Genomic DNA, 14519 nt, shown 5'->3' on the forward strand with positions numbered 1-14519 from the left:
AACCAATATTTTAGAGAGCGCATAAAATGGAAGTCGCACAAAAGCTGTCATTAGTCGAAAGCTTTAGTCGCTATTTTAGGGTGTCCTTGGCGGAGACCGTTGCGCAAAAACAGCAAGTATTTCGAATAAGATATCGAGTGTATTGCGAAGAGTTTAAGTACGAATCGCAAGAGCATTTCATAGATCAACTTGAGATCGACGAGTACGATCCGCATTCTCGGCATTGCTTGATCACCCACATTCAAACTGGTTTGCCCGCTGGTTGCGTCAGGATGGTTCCGGCGTTGGGTCCAGAATCCGAATCGCCACTGCCTTTGGAGAAATACTGCAGCAATAGTCTGGATCGAGATGTGATCGGTAGTCTTCAGCTTGAGCGGCATACGGTATGCGAGATATCAAGATTGGCGGTCGACGGCGCTTTTCGCAGAAGAACTGGGGAAACTTTGACCCGGTTCGGCGAGATAAACGGTTTGCATTTCTCGCAGCAGGAGCAAAGGACTTTTTCATCCATTGCGGTTGCCTGCTTTTTTGCGGCAACTGTTTTAACCGAGCTCGATAATCGAACTAATGTCTTCGCGATGATGGAGCCGTTTTTGCCGAGGATGATGCATCGGTCAGGTATAGATTTTCAGCGTGTCGGTAGGGACATTGACTATCACGGTATTCGAGCGCCCTACTTTATTACTACACAGTCTGTATTGGAAAATATGCATTCCGAATTGCGGGAACTATACGCTTGGATCAAACAAACTATTGCTGAATAACATTTGCTAAATTGTAGCTGTATTTTTGGGAGTGCTAGTAAGTGGCTATAAAAATAATTAAAGATAATGTCGATAACGGCCTGGCATTACTTTGTTTTCTTCTGTTGATTGGGTGTAACTCTCCGGTTGAAACTGCCGATAGCCATCTGCAAAAAGGAAAAGACTTTATCGAGAAAGGAGAGTTTGATAAGGCTTTCCTTGAGCTAAAAAGCGCCAATCAGAGTGATGATAAAAGAGGAGAGGTTTACTACTATTTGGCGTTGTTGGATGAAAAATCCAATAATTATAAATCGATGAAACAAAACTTGATCAGGGCGTTAGAGCTAGATGCTAATTTACTTCAGGCTAGATTAAAGTTGGGTAAGTTGCATGTGTTATTTGGTGAGTTAGATAAAGCATCGGAGCAGGCTAAAGCCGTATTGAATGTAGATCCGGCCAACTTAGAAGCTCAGATTATCGAAGCCTCTGTCTATGTGAAGCAAGAAAAGAACGATCAAGCTAATACTATCGTACAACAATTATTGAAAGACAACCAGAGTAATGCCGATGTGCTTTCATTGGCGGCCGCTCTGGCTTATAAAGCTAACCAAACGGCAGAGTCTTTGAATCTAATTGACAAGGGCTTGAGTATTGATGGTAAGAATATTGCATTGCGTTTATTCAGGGTAAAAATCAACGCAGCGAATAATGCGGTCGATAAGGTAATAGAAGACTACAAGCAGCTTGTCGAGCTATATCCGGAGAATAACAATTTTAAATTGAGTTTGGCTTCGATTTATTCCATGACAAATAAGCTGGATTCGGCTGAATCCCTGCTTCGGGATGTTGTAGAAAAAGAAGGTTATAAACCCGATTCGGAAATTACATTGCTCGAATTTTTCAATGCTAGATCCAAAGATCGAGTGCCTACGGAATATGAAGCTATGGTGAATCGCCATCAGCAACAGGCGGCTTCGATTGTGGAACTATCGAAATGGATGATGGCAAATGGCTTTACAAGCAATGCTGAAACTGGTTTGAAGAAAGTCGTTGCCTCGGAAGGAAGTAGCGAGTTGGGCTTAACTGCACAAGTACTTATTGCGGATATCGCTGTTGGTGCCAAGAAATACGATTCTGCAGCACAAATCGTTGATAAAGTGCTTTCGTCAAATTCGGATTTTGTTCAGGCTAAGTTATTAAAGGCTAGGCTTTTTCTGATAAATAGCAATCCTGACGAAGCTGTGGCTCTGCTTAATAAACTAGTCTGGGATAAGTCGAATTTAGACGAAGTATACTCTTTATTAGGGCAGGCCCATCAAGTCAAGAAAGATCGCAAAACAGCAGATAGATATTTTAAACAGGCTTTGGAAGTGAATCCGGTTAACATGGTGGCCTTTACAAATAGCTTTGGAGCTTATCTTCAGACTGGTCAGAGAGATGCGGCCAGACAGATTGTGGAAAAGGCGCTTAAATTAAAACCAAATCAAATTAATTTTCTTATTGGCGAGGCGGAACTTGATATCTTAGAAAAACGTTGGGATCAAGCTCAAGATGTTGTGCATAAAATAGCTTTGTTTTCCAAAGAAAAAGCGGTTCCTATTTATCTGCAGGCTAACGTGTTGCAAGGTAGAGGCAAGTACGCCGACGCGGTAGCGTTGTATGAAAAGATTCTTCAGGAGTTTCCCGGTCATCTCAATTCGATGATAAATCTGGTTCGTAGCTATGATGCTTTAGGCCAGAAAGAAAAGGCACTGGCATATCTCGAAAAACACCATGAGCGACATCCTGCCGATGAGGTGATTGTTGGGGTTTTGTCGGACGTTTATTTGACCAGTAAAGATTACAGCAAAGCTAAAAAGTTGCTTGCCGTGCAGGTCGAACAGTTTCCTAAAGTCCCTTCTGCCTATTTGGCTTTGGCCAAAGTGGAAGCGTTATCTGGCGGAAATGTCGACACCGTAAAGCAAGTCTATTCGAAGGGTCTACAGGCCAATCCTGGAGACATACAATTGAGTCTGGCGTTGGCAGGGCTGTATGAACAGGCTAACGAAAAACAAATGGCAAGAAAAATTTATCAGGAATTGCTTGCCAAAGATCCTGATGTTGACGTGGCAATCAATAATTTATCTTCCTTGCTTGTGGAATCTGATAGCGACGATGATGTGGCTAAAGGCGTGCTGTTGGCGGAGAAGTTTAAAAATTCGGAAAACCCTTATTTTCAAGATACGTACGCTTGGGGGCTTGTGAGATCCGGTAAGATCCCCGATGGGATGAAATTATTGGAGGAAATCGTCATCAAGGAGCCAAAACTGCCTGAATTTAGGTACCATTTGGGTGTGGCGCACTACCGCAGTGGCAACAAAGCTACTGCAGTATCGGAATTAAAGCAGGCAATTGCTCTCTCTGATAAGCAGAAGAAGGGGTTTGCTGGCGTGGATATAGCGAAGAAGATGCTGTTCGAGATCGAACATTCTGTAACCAAATAAATGAGACTTTCCTAGTAGGCTATGTTGATAAACAATAAAATATTCTGCGCAGCTTGGTTTGCGGTATTTTCTTACGTATTTTTTTCTGGATGCGCTCAGCCTTTACTTGAAGACGTAGAGCAGGCATCCGATTACACTTATCGTATCGGCCCCGGAGATAGCGTAAACATATTCGTATGGGGTAATCCGGAATTGTCGACGTCAGCAGCTGTAAGGCCGGATGGAAAAATAACTGTGCCGTTGGTTGAAGAGCTTTTGGCAAGCGGTAAGACACCCTTCGAGTTGGCGAGAGATATCGAGAAGGTGCTGTCTACTTACGTTAAAAGCCCTCAGGTCGTGGTTATGGTTGGAGGCTTTAAAGGTGTGCGAGATCAGCAAATTCGAATTATCGGAAGAATTGGTGGCGGTGGGGCCGGCGGTGGCGGAGGTGCCAGTGGCGGCGGCGGAGGGATCGGTCGATATCAAGGGAAATCCATCCCTTACGAGAGAGGCATGACATTGCTGGATGTTATTATCCAAATTGGGCTTGATCAATTTGCCGATGGAAACAGGGCAAGCGTTATACGAAACGTTAACGGAGAGTTAAAGCCGTATGCTGTGCGAATCGATGATTTGATTGATAATGCGGATTTAACGGCCAATGTTTTAATGATGCCAGGGGATATTTTAATTATTCCTGATGCGTATTTTTAAAACTGTTTCGGGGTGTTTTTTTAATAATGGTGAATGAATTTAAGGTCTTTTAATTATGCAGCAAGATCTTTCAGAAGTGTATTTTTATTTAAAAGGTACGCTTAAGTACAAACGAGTAGCCGTTATATTCGCGTTGGTGGTATGTATTGGTGCTTGGGCTTATGTGTTTTTAATGCCTGATAGGTTTGAATCTAAGGCGAAGGTGCATATAGATTCGGCCACAGTGATTAGACCGCTCATGAGAGGGATGGTTATTGAGCCAGATATATCTGCTTTGATAAGAATAATACAGCAGTTAATGTTCACCCGGCCTAATTTGGAAAAAATTATCGAATTGTCTCAGTTGAGCCGAGTTCAGGACGATTTCGGCGGCAAATCGGATTTAATCGAACGTCTCAAGAAAGACATTACCATCACTGGCGGAAGGGGGGATATATTCGACATCGCCTTTGCTTCTAAGGATCCCGAAGTGGCAAGGAGTGTGGTGCAAGCGGTGTTAACAGTGTTTTCGGAACAAACCGAAGGTAAAGCGCTGGCTGATGCCAGTGATGCTCAGCGTTTCATAGAGCAGCAGATACGGGATTATGAAATTAGATTGCAGGATGCAGAGAAGGCCAAAGAAGAGTTTAAACGAACCAATTTGGATTTATTGAACGATACCGATCAATTTCAAGCATTGCAGAAAATGAAGGAGCAGTTCCAGGACGCCAATACTGCACTTCAGCAAGCCATATCAAGAAGAGACGTTCTCGCGGAACAGGTAGCCGAAGTCCGAGATTCAGATGAAGATTGGGGAATTCCTACGACCTCCCAAGATGTGCCGTCCGCCGATAACGCCAGAATCGAGTCGCTAAAAGACAAGCGAACTGAGCTTTTATTGAAATACACCGAAAAGCATCCGTCTATAATCGAAATAGATAAGTTGATAAATACCCTGAAAACTCAGGAAGAACAGCAGGCGGCAGGTAAACAGGTTTCAGTGGAAAAAGAAGCTAAGAGCGATGAACAGACTTCGATCGCGCCCGCTAAAATGACAAACCCATACGTGCAAGCCCTGAAAATGGGTTTTGATAATGCCCAAGCAGAGGTGGCTTCCAATGAGGCTTTAGTAGATTCGATTCGAAAACGAATAGCCAAACTGGAGGAGGGTTTGAATGAGCGTTTAACTATCGAGACGGAGATGAAAAATCTAAATCGCGATTACGAAACGATCAGTCGTAAATATTCTGAGTTATTGGAAAGAAGAGAGCAGGCACATATCACCGAGCGTGTGGATGATCAAACTTCAAGATTAAAGTTTAAAATAGCTGATCCTCCGAGTAAACCTGATAAGCCGAGCTTTCCGAACAGAAAGCTATTTTATTCGTTGGTTTTACTCGTAAGTATTGTAATAGGGTTTTGCGTCGCTTTTTTAATTTATTTTATTCGTCCGGTTTTTATGTCTACGCGCCAAGTTCGCGTCGTAACTGGGCTCCCTTCTTTGGGCAGTGTGTCCTTAACCTCCCAGGGCATAACCAAATCTAGTAACGTCGACTGGGTGTTAGTATCGACGTTGCTGTTGTTGGTGGCTGGATATTTTGGAATTATGGCGCTAGAAATACTTAAATAAGGCGTTAATGATGAGTATTATTGAAAATGCGCTAAAGAAAGCGGCTAAACAAGGCTTGGTTGCCAATAGCGAAGCTGTCGAGTCAGCCAGTTTGGGTGTCGGTAAAAAGCCGGGTTTGCAGGATATCGATTTAGTAGAGTCCGACAACACAAATTTAGGTATTGGGACCAAAGTCGTTGCGGACAGGCAGGTCGTTATCGATTGGCAAGCACTATCTGAAAATGGTTTCATTGATAGTAACAATGCTAAGTCTCAACTTGCTGAAGAGTTTCGGGTGATAAAGCGTCCTTTGGTTAACAATATCCAAGGTGCTGAGAATAACGGGATTAACCGGTCTAACCTGATTTTAATATGTAGCAGTTTACCTGGAGAAGGGAAAACATTCGTTTCGATTAATTTGGCACTTAGCATCGCTAATGAAAGAGATAAAAGCGTTCTGCTTATTGATGCCGATGTAGAAAAACCGGGCGTAGCAAAACAGCTTGGAATTGATAACTCTCGCGGATTGATTGAATACTTGGAGGACGACAGAGTCACTTTTTCAGATATTTTATTAAAAACCGATTTGCCGAATTTGAGCATTATTACTGCGGGTAAGCGGCATAAGTATTCAACCGAATTGTTGTCTAGTCAGCGAATGTATTTGTTTGCCGAGGAAGTTAGTCGCCGCTATAAGGATCGTATCGTTATCTTTGACTCCCCGCCGCTCTTGGTTGCTACCCAGGCTCAGATTCTTGCCGAGCTTGTTGGGCAGGTCGTACTTGTTATTGCTGCTGAAGTTACTCCGCAGAGTGTTGTAAATGAATCGGTTTCGAAACTGAGCAATTGTGACGTGGTAATGACGTTGCTAAATAAAACGAGAAAAGAAATAGATATATACGGTCATAACTACAGTTACGGGAAATATGGCCATTTTTGATTGTCGTGGGGTTTCGTTTGATAAAGCCAGCCGGCGTCTGCTTGCCGCAGGGCTTTTTGCTTATTTTGGTTTTTCAGAAGTCTGTTACGGATTTGATTGGCGCGTGACTCCTAGTTTATCTGCTTCCGAAACGTTCACTGACAATATAAATCTCGCTAACGTTGATAAAAAAAGCGGCTTCGTGACCGAAGTTACCCCAGGGCTATCATTAAACGGTGCATCCCCTTGGAGTAATTTTAATCTGAATTATCGGCTGCAGAGTTTGCACAATGCCGGTGGGCGTGATGATCTGGATTTTAACCACCAACTGAATATGTCGTCTTTGTATCAGGCGATCAGGAATACTTTATACATACAGACTACAAGTTCAATTAGTCAACAAAATATTAGTAATGCCTTTGTTACCACCGATAATATTTCTGGTTCCGGTGGGCGAACCGAGAATAAGAACTTTAGTATCTCTCCTTATTGGACGCCACGGTTCGGTTCGTTTGGGAGTGGTTTGGTCAAGGTTGGATATAGCCGGTCTACTTTTGACAACGCTACTTCGGAAGGGACAACAGGTGTGGTCCCGGATAATTTTGTAACTGATTCCGATACTTTTACGCGCCAAGCCCGTTTATCGAGCGGATCTTTTTTTAGCAGCGTGAATTGGGCTCTAAATTATTCGTCGACGGAACAAACTAGAGGAACAGGTCAGGACGTCCGTTTTGAACAGTATCAAGGAGATATGCGTTATTTTTTTAATCGAAAGTTCAGCGTTTTCGGTCAGGCAGGGTTCGAAAATAATGATTATCAGACTACGCAAAATAGTATACGAAACGGCTTCTTCTATACTCTTGGCGGACGCTGGAGCCCCAGCCGCTGGTATTGGTTAGAAGTAGGTTTGGGTAATAACAAGCATGCCACGCTACAATTTAATCCGTCGAACAATTTTAGTTCTACCATTACCTATCGTAACAAGGATGTAGGGCTGAACACTGGAGACTCTTGGGATGCGAGTCTGAGGTATCAGCTTCAGCGAGCTAATATCGGCTTCAACTATAGTCAAGAGACTACCACAACTCAGCAGTTATTGACCGAGCAGGGCTATTTCCTCAGGGATGCATCTGGGAATCTGAGTCAAGTGATTAACACTCAAGATTTAATTACTCAGGGTTTTTTGATGGTGGATCCGTCAGACCCAACCGGAACTCGGTTAATTCCCGGCCCCAATTTTAATAACTCTCGGCTCGTGGCAAATCCATTCGATTTGGTCAATGATGTCATTATTCGCAAACGCGGAGCATTGTCGGTCAGTTATCAATCCGGCAAAAGCAGTTATAACGCTTCGGTTTATAACGAGAGGCGTTCGTACGAACTTCGAGCTGGCGAGGACATGTCTTATGGCATTTCCGGCGGGTGGCAGTGGCAAATCGAGCCAAGGTTGGACTTTTACCTAAGGCCATCTTGGCAGCATAACGAGGGCCAAATTACGGATAACACCCGGTACGATGTCGCATTGGGCCTTACGCGAGCAATACCTATAAATCTCGGAAGACCGTTACTGATGAATACCAGATTAGAGTTTCGCCACATCAACCAAAGTTCTGACACTTCACGTTTCGACTATACTGAAAACCGTGCAACAGCCAACTTCAATGTTCGTTTCTGAATTATCTTAAGAATGTACGACGGTTTTTATAATCTCACCCAAAAGCCTTTTCAGCTCAGCGCGGATCCTGATTTCTTTTTCCAAAGCTCAGTCCATAAACGGGCGTTGGCTTATATGCATTATGGCCTGACCCAGGGTGAAGGCTTTGTGTTGGTCATCGGTTCGCCCGGTACCGGCAAGACCATGTTGGTAAAAAGTTTGATCAAAAATTTGAATAAAGACAAATTGTTGATCGGCGTAATGATGACGTCTCAGGTCGGGCCGGAAGATACTCTGAGAATGGCTGCATCAACGTTCGGTTTCACATTTTCCTTGACTGACAAGGCTAGTTTGCTATCGGGCTTTGAAAAATTCATCGTCGAAAAAGCCAGAGAAGGAAGGCGGTTATTGCTGATTGTGGACGAAGCGCAAAATTTGCCTAAACAGTCGCTGGAAGAGTTGCGAATGTTGACGAATCTGGATGTGAACGGCAACCCAGTATTCCAGGTGTTTTTGGTTGGACAGACGGAATTGAAGCGCACTATTTATGCGGCTGACATGGAACAGTTAAAACAACGCATAGTTTCCACATTCCAACTCGATCCTTTGGATTTGGAAGAAACAAAGGAATATATTTTGTTTCGCCTGCAAACTGCCGGTTGGCGCGGAACGCCGGAATTTGCTCCGGGTGTTTTCGATGTGATTCACGAATTTACCGGCGGTATACCTCGGCGTATTAACTCGTTGTGCGATCGTTTATTGTTGTTCGGTTATCTGGAGGAACTGGCACTATTGAACGAAGAAGCTGTGCAAAAGGTGATTGTCGAAGTCAAAGAGGAGATGTTGCTCGAATCGGGAGATGAAGACTTTCATATGCCGCCCCTGGTTTCCAGTCGTGTTGGTGGTCTCGATGCGAGCTTGGAGCAAAGATTGGATCGCTTGGAAAGTATCGTGGACGGCTTAAGGGTTAGCGCCAATAAGGAGAAAGCCCTGCTGAGAAAGGCGATCTTGCTACAGTTGGATATGGATAGCGTTTACGGTGAAACAACGGATTCCGAATAGGGTTAATAATGCCTAAAACTATAGTCTGTGTCGTCGGCGCACGGCCGAATTTTATGAAAATGGCGCCTATTATTCGGCAAATGCAACAGGTAAAAGATCGGATCGTCCCTTATCTTGTGCATACCGGCCAACATTACGATCAAACGATGAAGGATACGTTTTTCCAACAATTGGGTATTCCGGAGCCGGATTGCGATTTGGGGGTTGGATCGGGGACGCATGCGGTCCAAACCGCAAATGTCATGTTGCGTTTCGAGCCGGTTCTGGACGAGGTCAAACCCATTGCCGTTCTGGTTGTTGGTGACGTTAATTCTACGATTGCATGCGGATTGGTAGCGGTTAAAAAAAATATTCCGCTGATTCATGTGGAAGCAGGATTGCGGAGTTTTGATCGGGAGATGCCGGAAGAGATAAACCGTATTCTTACCGATCAGATTTCGGACTTGCTATTTACGACCGAACGAGCCGCGGAAACCAATCTGGTTAAAGAGGGAATTGCGCTCGAGCGGATCAAATTCAGCGGCAATGTCATGATAGATACCCTGCTGGCGAATTGCAGACAGGCCGATTCCTTGTCTCAGATTTTGCAAAAATATGGCGTCGATTGCCTTGTCTCCGAAAAAAAGTATGCATTGTTAACTATGCACAGGCCGTCTAACGTCGATGATGTTGAAACACTATCGCGCTTGGTTTCGGTAATTGTGGATATCAGTAAAAAATTGCCTGTGGTTTTCCCTGTACATCCTCGGACCCAGCAAAAACTGCGCGAGGCTGGTTTGTTATCGGAGTTGGCGGAGCAGAATATCGTATTGCTCCCACCAGTGGGCTATCTGGAGATTTTGGGATTGATGCAGTCAGCCCAGTTAGTGTTGACTGATTCGGGCGGGCTACAGGAAGAAACCACTGCATTGGGTGTGCCCTGTATCACCCTGCGCGAAAATACCGAGCGGCCTATTACCGTAACTGAAGGTACCAATACTATTGTGGGTAGTGACCCTAGCAAAATCATGATGTGTGTCGACGATATTATGGCAACCGGCGGTAAATCAGGTCGGGTGCCTGAATATTGGGATGGTCGGGCGGCCGTTAGAATCGTGGAGGAGATTTTGCGGCATTATCAATTAGCGGGCTAACAAACTGATGAACGCAGCAATTAAGCCTGTTAACGCGATGACAGTGGATGTCGAAGATTACTTTCAGGTGTCGGCATTCGAGCGGCATATAGCGCGCGACCAGTGGGATAATCTTCCGCACCGGGTAGAGCAAAATACCAGCCGAATTCTTGATTTGTTTGAGCAGAGGCAGGTTAAAGCGACGTTTTTCACGTTGGGTTGGGTCGCCGAGCGTTATCCTGAACTGATACGGAGAATCGTTGCCGATGGCCACGAGTTAGCGTCCCACGGCTACCAGCATACTCGCGTTACTGAACAGACGCCGGACCAATTTCGAGAAGACCTGCGCCTGAGTAGAACTATTTTGGAAGATACTTCGGGGCAGGCGGTTATCGGCTACCGAGCTGCTAGCTATTCGATAGGCGCAAAAAACCTTTGGGCTTTGGAAATTTTGCAAGAAGAAGGGTTTGTTTATAGTTCCAGCATTTATCCAGTAAAGCACGATTTATACGGCATGCCAAATGCGCCGCGTTTCGCTTATCGGCCAGCCAACGCCCCAGGCTTATTGGAAATTCCGATAACCACGTTGAATCTGCTCCAGCGTAATATTCCGTGCGGTGGCGGCGGATTTTTCCGCTTATATCCCTATTCTTTCTCTAAGTGGGCTTACCGCTATATTAATAATTACGAGAAGCAGCCCGGTATATTTTATTTTCACCCGTGGGAAATCGATCCGGAGCAGCCCCGGCGAGAGGGATTATCGTTTAAAACCCGCTTTAGGCATTACCTAAATCTCGGCAAGATGCACCATAGACTGGATAACCTGCTTAGCGATTTTGCCTGGGACACCATGCGTAATGTATTCCTAACCCAATCAGACCGTCCCCACCAACCATGATTAAATTGCTTGAGCCCTCCCAAACAGAGCGTTGGGATAAGTTTGTTTTGGCAACTTCCGGAGGCAGTTTTTTTCATTTGGCGGGGTGGCAGCAAGTAATCAAACAGGCTTTCGGGCATCCTACTTATTACTATTATTGCGAGCGAGACGGTCAAATCACCGGGATATTGCCCTTAACCCACATTAAAAGTCCGTTGTTCGGAAATACTTTGGTTTCGAATGCGTTCTGCGTATACGGCGGTATCCTGGCGAGTGACGATCAGTCATTCACGGCCTTAAAAACGCAGGCGCAGCAATTAGCGAGGGATTTGAGGGTCGATTGTCTGGAAATGCGAAATCGGGTGCAGGCACATCCAGAGTGGCCTCATAAAGAACTTTACGTGACCTTCAGAAAAGAACTGGATCCGGACGTCGAAAAAAATCTAAACGCGATACCCAGAAAACAAAGGGCGATGGTACGTGCCGGTATCAAGGCCGGTTTGGTTAGCATTATCGACGACAATGTAGATCGCTTCTATGCCGCCTATTCGGAAAGTGTCAGAAATTTAGGCACGCCTGTTTTTTCGAAAAACTATTTTCGCATCCTAAAGGAAGTTTTCGGCAACCGTTGCGAAGTGCTGACTGTAGAGCATGAAGGGCGCTTAATTGCCAGCGTCATGAATTTCTATTTCAAGGATGAGGTTTTACCCTACTACGGCGGCGGTGTTGAAGCAGCTAGGGATCTGAAAGGTAACGATTTCATGTATTGGGAAGTGATGCGTCGTGCTGTAGAGCGAGGGTACAAGATTTTCGATTACGGCCGCAGTAAAATCGGTACCGGATCCTTCCGTTTCAAGAAACACTGGGGTTTCGAGCCCGAGCCCTTGTTTTATGAAGTAGATTTAGTAACGGCAAAACAAATTCCGGAAATCAATCCGCTGAATCCGAAATACCAACTGTTTATAGCTGCTTGGAAAAAACTGCCGCTCCCGGTTAGTCAGTGGATCGGTCCTTGGTTAGCTAAAGACTTGGGTTGAGCATGAAGCCCAATTTGCTCTATCTGGTTCATCGGATACCTTATCCGCCGAACAAGGGCGATAAGATCCGCTCCTTTCACTTTTTACAGGCGTTGTTGGCAGACTACGACATTTTTCTAGGTACGTTTGTAGACGACCCTGATGATCGCCAGTACGTCGGTGCCTTGGCTGATGTGTGTAAACAAGTCTGTTGCGTCGATCTCGATCCTCGACTCGCAAAACTCAAGAGCGTGTCCGGCTTGTTGACGAATGAAGCCTTAAGTTTACCGTATTATCGCAATGCCGAATTGCAAGCTTGGGTAGACCAGACTATCCGTGAGCATTCTATCGATCGGGCGTTGATATTTTCTTCGCCTATGGCTCAGTTCGTGCGTAAGCATGCTGCGTTAACGGTTGTTGCCGATTTTGTTGATGTCGATTCCGACAAATGGCGGCAATACGCCCAGAGCAAGGCGTGGCCTGCTCGCTGGGTTTATCGGCGCGAGGCCCAAAAGTTGTTGGAGTTCGAGCGCGTCATGGCGGCGCGCACCGCCGCCACTTTGTTCGTGTCGGAACAAGAAGCCCGTCTATTCAGATCGTTGGCGCCCGAGGCCGCGGACAAAATTACTTACGTGAATAATGGTGTCGATATAGAGCGCTTTGATCCTGCGCTTAGTTATCAACGGCCGTTCTCTGCCGATATGAAATCGATTGTCTTTACCGGAGCCATGGATTATTGGGCCAACGTTGATGCGGTTAAATGGTTTGCGGAACAAGTGTTGCCGTTGATTTTGGCAAGAAGTCCAGCATTGCGCTTTTACATCGTCGGCTCCAAACCGGCGCGAGAGGTTCTGCAGTTGGCCGAGAATAGTGCTGCGGTGATTGTCACCGGTCGCGTCGACGATGTCAGACCATATATAGCCTACGCCGATTTGATCGTGGCGCCGTTGCGGATTGCTCGCGGTATTCAAAATAAGGTTTTGGAAGCCTTGGCGATGAATAAGCCAGTGGTTGTCTCTTCTGCCGGAATGGAAGGCATACCGATCACGCAGGATTTGCAGTTGGCGGTGGCCGACACCGCGGAAAATTACGCCGACCGGGTTTTGGCGTTTTTAGAAAACCAGCCGGAGCCTGGTGATTCAAACCGCCGTTTTGTGCAAGACCGTTTCGGGTGGGCTGAGAATGGCCGGCGGCTGCGCCAAATGCTAGCTGGGGAGTGAGGCTGTGTCGGAAGCGAAGCCGCCGTTGATTGTACATATCATTTACCGACTGGGAGTTGGTGGGCTCGAAAATGGTCTGGTTAATATTGTCAATAAATTGCCGACAACTCGTTATCGTCACGCGATCATTTGTTTGACTGAAAGCACCGATTTCAGTCAGCGTATCTGCCGGCCCGACGTCGAAATTTTTGAATTGCACAAACGGCCCGGTCAGGATTGGCGCTCCTTTCGTAGCGTTTATCGGTTATTGAAGCAATTGCGGCCGGCAATCGTCCACACGCGGAATTTAGCGGCCATCGAATACCAAGTTTGCGCTTTGTTGGCGGGTGTGGGTTACCGCATACATGGCGAGCATGGCTGGGATGTGTTCGATCCCGACGGGAGCAACGTCAAGTATCAGTTGTTACGCAGAATGCTGGGGTCGATTATTCATCGATTTATTCCATTGTCCAGCCATCTGGAAAGCTACCTGCGGGATAGGGTGGCAATATCGGGAAGCAAGATTACTCGTATTTGTAACGGAGTCGACACAACGGTGTTTTATCCTGCCGAGAATGACGCTATCGTTCCGGATGGTTGCGGTTTGGCATTGCGCGATAAAGTTGTGATTGGTACCGTCGGCCGTATGCATGGGGTTAAGGACCAAATTACCCTAGTCCGCGCTTTTATCCTAAGCTGTCAGCAATCGGCCGAATTTGCCGAACGTTGCCGATTATTTTTAATTGGCGATGGCCCGTTGAAAGCAGAAGCTATCGATTTGTTGAGTGCCTCGAATTTAGCGGATTGCGTCTGGTTGCCTGGAGAGAGAGCCGATATTCCGGTGATATTGCGTGCAATGGACATTTTTGTGTTGCCCTCGATTGCAGAAGGGATCTCAAATACGATTTTGGAAGCAATGGCTAGCGGTTTGCCGGTTATCGCAACCCGTGTCGGCGGCAATCCGGAGCTCGTGATCGATGGGGAGACAGGCCGATTGGTTCCGGCTCAGGATGTCATAAGTCTGTCGATGGCTTTGACTGAATTGGCGTTAGATGGCGAATGCCGCCGCCGCTTTGGAGACGGTTCCCTGAAGCGAATTCATGCTGAGTTTTCAATCGATAGTATGGTGGCTCGTTACCAGCAAGTGTATGACGGGCAATAATTTGCGTCGGA

Annotated in this window: 12 protein-coding genes; all 12 read left to right on the plus strand. The window is 45.9% G+C overall.

The window, feature by feature from the left end; all coding sequences use genetic code 11:
• Positions 1–26: 26 nt before the first annotated feature.
• The 12 genes from AC0IM9_RS04385 to AC0IM9_RS04440 are packed head-to-tail and all read left to right on the plus strand — an operon-like array spanning position 27 to position 14508.
• On the plus strand, positions 27–764 hold the full coding sequence (locus tag AC0IM9_RS04385; RefSeq protein ID WP_278211350.1) for a PEP-CTERM/exosortase system-associated acyltransferase: 738 nt from the start codon (positions 27–29) through the stop codon (positions 762–764).
• 41 nt (positions 765–805) lie between these two features.
• Complete coding sequence (locus AC0IM9_RS04390) at positions 806–3226, plus strand: tetratricopeptide repeat protein (protein ID WP_278211351.1); 2421 nt, start codon at positions 806–808, stop codon at positions 3224–3226.
• Positions 3227–3247: 21 nt separating this feature from the next.
• Positions 3248–3919 (plus strand): polysaccharide biosynthesis/export family protein, encoded by a 672-nt coding sequence (locus AC0IM9_RS04395; RefSeq protein WP_482803195.1) that lies wholly within the window; start codon positions 3248–3250, stop codon positions 3917–3919.
• Positions 3920–3974: 55 nt separating this feature from the next.
• Positions 3975–5528 (plus strand): XrtA system polysaccharide chain length determinant, encoded by a 1554-nt coding sequence (locus AC0IM9_RS04400; protein ID WP_140910598.1) that lies wholly within the window; start codon positions 3975–3977, stop codon positions 5526–5528.
• Between the two features lie 7 nt (positions 5529–5535).
• Positions 5536–6447 (plus strand): XrtA-associated tyrosine autokinase, encoded by a 912-nt coding sequence (locus AC0IM9_RS04405; RefSeq protein WP_278211352.1) that lies wholly within the window; start codon positions 5536–5538, stop codon positions 6445–6447.
• On the plus strand, positions 6434–8101 hold the full coding sequence (locus AC0IM9_RS04410) for a TIGR03016 family PEP-CTERM system-associated outer membrane protein (RefSeq protein WP_278211353.1): 1668 nt from the start codon (positions 6434–6436) through the stop codon (positions 8099–8101). Before AC0IM9_RS04405 ends, AC0IM9_RS04410 begins: the two co-directional genes overlap by 14 nt.
• Positions 8102–8113: 12 nt before the next feature.
• Positions 8114–9142 carry an XrtA/PEP-CTERM system-associated ATPase gene (locus tag AC0IM9_RS04415; protein WP_278211354.1) on the plus strand — a complete coding sequence of 343 codons (1029 nt, stop codon included), beginning with the start codon at positions 8114–8116 and terminating at the stop codon, positions 9140–9142.
• Positions 9143–9150: 8 nt separating this feature from the next.
• Positions 9151–10275: a non-hydrolyzing UDP-N-acetylglucosamine 2-epimerase gene (wecB, locus tag AC0IM9_RS04420; protein ID WP_445371081.1), complete on the plus strand. Its 1125-nt coding sequence runs from the start codon at positions 9151–9153 to the stop codon at positions 10273–10275.
• Positions 10276–10282: 7 nt separating this feature from the next.
• Complete coding sequence (locus tag AC0IM9_RS04425) at positions 10283–11152, plus strand: XrtA system polysaccharide deacetylase (protein WP_482803196.1); 870 nt, start codon at positions 10283–10285, stop codon at positions 11150–11152.
• Positions 11149–12168, plus strand: coding sequence for a FemAB family XrtA/PEP-CTERM system-associated protein (locus AC0IM9_RS04430; RefSeq protein WP_482803197.1), 1020 nt, complete (start codon positions 11149–11151; stop codon positions 12166–12168). Before AC0IM9_RS04425 ends, AC0IM9_RS04430 begins: the two co-directional genes overlap by 4 nt.
• A 2-nt stretch (positions 12169–12170) precedes the next feature.
• Positions 12171–13367: a TIGR03087 family PEP-CTERM/XrtA system glycosyltransferase gene (locus AC0IM9_RS04435; RefSeq protein WP_482803198.1), complete on the plus strand. Its 1197-nt coding sequence runs from the start codon at positions 12171–12173 to the stop codon at positions 13365–13367.
• A gap of 4 nt (positions 13368–13371) precedes the next feature.
• Positions 13372–14508, plus strand: a complete 1137-nt coding sequence (locus tag AC0IM9_RS04440; RefSeq protein WP_482803199.1) for a TIGR03088 family PEP-CTERM/XrtA system glycosyltransferase — start codon at positions 13372–13374, stop codon at positions 14506–14508.
• Positions 14509–14519: the final 11 nt, after the last annotated feature.

This window comes from Methylomonas sp. Uni0011 (assembly GCF_056850255.1).

Coding starts and splice junctions, on each gene's coding strand:
- AC0IM9_RS04385 (WP_278211350.1), top strand. CDS start 27: ATGGAAGTCGCACAAAAGCTGTCATTAGTCGAAAGCTTTAGTCGCTAT.
- AC0IM9_RS04395 (WP_482803195.1), top strand. CDS start 3,248: ATGTTGATAAACAATAAAATATTCTGCGCAGCTTGGTTTGCGGTATTT.
- AC0IM9_RS04400 (WP_140910598.1), top strand. CDS start 3,975: ATGCAGCAAGATCTTTCAGAAGTGTATTTTTATTTAAAAGGTACGCTT.
- AC0IM9_RS04405 (WP_278211352.1), top strand. CDS start 5,536: ATGATGAGTATTATTGAAAATGCGCTAAAGAAAGCGGCTAAACAAGGC.
- AC0IM9_RS04410 (WP_278211353.1), top strand. CDS start 6,434: ATGGCCATTTTTGATTGTCGTGGGGTTTCGTTTGATAAAGCCAGCCGG.
- AC0IM9_RS04415 (WP_278211354.1), top strand. CDS start 8,114: ATGTACGACGGTTTTTATAATCTCACCCAAAAGCCTTTTCAGCTCAGC.
- wecB (WP_445371081.1), top strand. CDS start 9,151: ATGCCTAAAACTATAGTCTGTGTCGTCGGCGCACGGCCGAATTTTATG.
- AC0IM9_RS04425 (WP_482803196.1), top strand. CDS start 10,283: ATGAACGCAGCAATTAAGCCTGTTAACGCGATGACAGTGGATGTCGAA.
- AC0IM9_RS04430 (WP_482803197.1), top strand. CDS start 11,149: ATGATTAAATTGCTTGAGCCCTCCCAAACAGAGCGTTGGGATAAGTTT.
- AC0IM9_RS04435 (WP_482803198.1), top strand. CDS start 12,171: ATGAAGCCCAATTTGCTCTATCTGGTTCATCGGATACCTTATCCGCCG.